The following is a 3,904-nucleotide window of genomic DNA, read 5'->3' on the forward strand; positions in this document are numbered from 1 at the left end:
GGCCTCGCAGCAGGGCGTCCTCCGCCTCTTCTTCTTTCGCGAGCTCCCGATCCTCGGCCTCGTCGCGGTGATCGCGCTCCCGGCGTTCTCGATCCACCGGCTGGCCGACGAGGCATCGCTCGACGTCGCCCACGAGCCCGAGTTCCTCGAGCGGCTGCTCGCGTACCCGCGGCGGATCGCGGTCCTCGACATGGCGGCGAGCGCGGGCTTCTTCTTCCTCGGCGCGCTGCAGCTCCGGGTGATGGGGCAGGCGCCGGCGATCGAAGCGGCGAAGATCGTCGTCTTCGGTTTCCTGACCGGGGTGCTCTTCGGCGTCGCGGCATTCTTCCTGCTCCAGGCCGTGATCCGCCCTCTGCTCATCGCGGTCGCCGAACGGGGAGGGCACCGCGCATCGACGACGGCGTTTCCTCTGACGCAGAAGATCATCGTCTCGAGCCTGGCTCTGGCCTTCGTCGTGACCGGTCTCATCGGCGAGATCGCGCTGTCGTGGGCCCAGCGATTCGCGGAGGCACGGACGGCTGAGAGCTCGCGCGAGCGGCTGAGGGTGCTTTCCGTGGAATCCGCCATGAAACCGCTGCGCGACGCCGCCGCCTGGCGAGCGTTCTTCGAGCGCCGGCGGCTCCCGGCCGGGACAGGTACCCTTCTCGTCATGAGCCGGGAGGGCTTTCGGGTGGCGATGTGGCCGCCGAAGCCGCCGCGGCCCGACGCCGCGCTGATCGCTTCCGACGAGTGGCGCGAGGCGGTCGGCCGGATCGGATCGGGCACCGTGATCGCGCGCCGGGGGGAGAACCGCGTCGTCACGTCGCTGCCCCTGACGAGCGGATGGCGGCTCATCGAGTTCGCTCCTCCCGACCGGGAGGTCCTACGGCAGTTCGCCGTTTCCGTCGTGCCCGTCGGCATCGAGATCCTCCTTTTGTCGATCGCGCTCGCCTGGGCGGTCGGGCGCGGACTGACTCGGCCTGTCCGGGATCTGGAACGACGGACGCGACGCTTCGGGGAAGATCCCGGCTCCGTCGGCGAGACGCTCGCGCCGACCGACGACGAGATCGGCGGGCTCGTGTCGTCCTTCGCGAGGATGGAAGGCGAGATCCGGGCGATGCAGGAGCAGCTCCGCGTCACCGAACGGCGCGCCGCGACGGCGGAGCTCCTCGCCGGCGTCGCGCACGAGGTGCGGAACCCGCTCTTCGGCATCACGTCCACGGCGGCGGCCCTCGAAGGGGAGCTCGGCGACGATTCGAGAGTCGCGCCGCATCTGGCGGTCATCCGGAAGGAGAGCGATCGTTTGACGCGCATGATCGAGGAGATGCTCGCGCTGCAGCGAGCCCCGCGGCGAACGACCGCGCGCGTTCCCCTTCTGCCGATCCTCGACCGAGCCGCGCAGACCGTCCGGGCGCGCCTGGCATCGCGATCGCCGGAAATCGCGGTGGAGGCTCCATTCGATCTCGAGCTCGCCGACGCCGACCCGGAGCGGATCGGGAGCGTCTTCTCGAATCTCTTCGAGAACGCGGTGCTTTGCTCGGAATCGTCCGTCCATGTGTCCTGCCGGGCGCGCCGCGGCGACGGATTTGCTTCGATCACCGTCGAGGACGACGGCCCCGGGCTCACCGCCGAGATGAGAGAGCGCCTGTTCGAGCCCTTCGTGACGTCGCGCCCCGGCGGGACCGGCATCGGCCTCGCGGTGTCGCGACAGATCGTCCTCGAGCACGGAGGCGCGATCGACGTTCGGTCTCCGGCGGGCGGGCCGACGGTTTTCGAGGTAAGCCTGCCGGCGGCGTGAGGCCTGGCTTGATTTTCTGTAAAATCTGATTATATGATTTGCTTACGATGGACGAGCCCACCCTGACGGTTACCGAGGCGGCTCGAAAGTTTTCGGACATGATCAACCGTGCGCGTTACCGCCACGAGTCGACGCTTCTGGTGAAAAACGGCGTGCCTGTCGCGCGAGTGGTGCCCACCGGAATTTCTCGCACGGACAAGAAAAAACTCCTCGGCTGGTGGAAGTCCCATCCTCGCCTCGCCAAGGGCGACGCCGGCAAATTTGCGAGGACGGTCGCACGCGCGAAAGAGACTCTCGAATTGCCGCACGATTCGTGGGAGTAATCGTCGACAGCTCCATCCTGATCGAGTCGGAACGGGAGAGGTTCGACTTCGAAGAATTCATCATCCGCGAACGGATCGACGACGTCAGGATTGCGTCGGTCACCGCCTCGGAGCTGCTTCATGGCGTCGAGCGCGCGGCGAATCCCTCGACTCGAGATGAGCGGGCGAGCTTCGTGCAGAGCATTCTCGACCGACTCCCGACGGAACCATTCACGCTCGACACCGCGAGAATCCACGCTCGCGTGTGGGCCGCGTTGGCCGGCAAGGGCCAAAGGATCGGATCGCACGACCTCATCATTGCCGCGACGGCAATCGAGCATGGTCTCGAAGTCGCCACGCTCAACGAAAAGGAATTCCGACGCATCGAAAGGTTGAGGCTGATTCCGACGATGCCGTACCGACGTCGGGCTCGATAGCCGACGACCGCGTCTCTGTCGAAAGGCGCCGGATCGTCGGGAATGATGTCGTGTATTGTTTGCCGTGGGACAGGTTATCGATCCCGGCCGCGCCCATGCGATTGATGCAAACGCATCGCTTGTGAAAAATTTCTCACACGCGATAAGATCGAAAACCGGAAAAAAGGAGCGGCGATGCAGCACAAAGTCACCGTGATCGGCGGGGGGAACGTGGGCGCGACGGCCGCGCAGCGCCTCGTCGAGCGCGAAATCGCGGACGTCTGCCTGATCGACGTGATCGACGGGCTGCCCCAGGGGAAGTCACTCGACATGATGGAGTCCGCTCCGGTCGAGAAGTTCGACGCGAAGATCAGCGGCTCCAACGTCTACGAGCCCTCCGCGGGTTCGGACATCGTCGTCGTGACCGCGGGGCTCGCGCGCAAGCCGGGGATGTCGCGCGACGACCTCCTGCACAAGAACACCGAGATCGTCGGGGCGGTGTGCCGCGAGGCGTTCCGCCACTCCCGCGACGCGATCTTCATCATCGTCTCGAATCCGCTCGACGCCATGTGCGAGGTCGCGATGCGCGTGACGGGGCTGCCGCGCGAGCGCGTGATCGGAATGGCCGGAATCCTCGATTCGGCTCGCATGCGCTGGTTCATCGCCGAGGCGCTGAACGTCTCGGTCGAGAACACGCATGCCTTCGTGCTGGGCGGCCACGGCGACTCGATGGTGCCGCTGCCGCGCTACTCGACGGTCTCCGGCGTGCCGATCACCGAGCTCCTCCCGAAGGAGAAGATCGACGAAATCGTGACCCGGACGCGCAACGGCGGGATCGAGATCGTCAACTACCTGAAGACCGGATCGGCCTACTACGCACCGTCCTCGGCCGTCGTCGAGATGGTCGACGCGATCCTGCGCGACAAGAAGAAGATCCTCCCGTGCGCGGTCAAGCTCGCGGGCGAGTACGGCATCAGGGACCTCTTCATCGGCGTCCCGGTCAAGCTCGGACGCAAGGGCGCCGAGAAGGTGATGGAGATCGAGCTCTCGGCCGACGAGAGCGCGGCGCTTTCGAAGTCGGCCGCGGCGGTGAAAGAGCTCTGCGACCTGCTGAAGGTGTGAGCGGCTCGCCCGGGCCGCTCGATCCCGGTTCTCCGGAATTCCGCGGGCTCCCGTCGGGGAAGACCCTCCGTGCGCGGGGCCTTTCCCGCGCCGGTCGCGTTGATAGGATCGAGGTCTCATGAAGGTCCACGAGTACCAGGCCAAGTCCCTCCTCCAGAAATTCGGCGTCACGATCCCCCGGGGCGAAGTCACCGACAACGCCGACGAAGTGCGGGAGATCGCCAAGCGTCTCGGCGGGAGATGCGTCGTCAAGGCGCAGATCCACGCCGGCGGCCGCGGAAAGGGGG

At 66.5% G+C, this 3,904-nt stretch carries 4 protein-coding genes; all 4 read left to right on the forward strand.

The features are described 5' to 3' along the window. Positions 1 to 1,777: HAMP domain-containing sensor histidine kinase (locus VKH46_14390; GenBank protein HKB72034.1), on the forward strand; the 1,777-nt coding region annotated here is incomplete at its 5' end. A 217-nt stretch (positions 1,778 to 1,994) separates the two neighbouring features. Beyond that, entirely contained in the window at positions 1,995 to 2,516 is a 522-nt protein-coding gene (locus tag VKH46_14395) for a PIN domain-containing protein (GenBank protein HKB72035.1), read from the forward strand. Positions 2,517 to 2,690: 174 nt separating this feature from the next. Beyond that, on the forward strand, positions 2,691 to 3,617 hold the full coding sequence (gene mdh / locus VKH46_14400; GenBank protein HKB72036.1) for a malate dehydrogenase: 927 nt from the start codon (positions 2,691 to 2,693) through the stop codon (positions 3,615 to 3,617). Between the two features lie 118 nt (positions 3,618 to 3,735). Continuing rightward, the coding region (locus tag VKH46_14405) for an ATP-grasp domain-containing protein (GenBank protein HKB72037.1) at positions 3,736 to 3,904 on the forward strand (169 nt) is incomplete at its 3' end.

This window comes from Thermoanaerobaculia bacterium (assembly GCA_035260525.1).
In the GTDB taxonomy this organism is placed as follows: domain Bacteria; phylum Acidobacteriota; class Thermoanaerobaculia; order UBA5066; family DATFVB01; genus DATFVB01.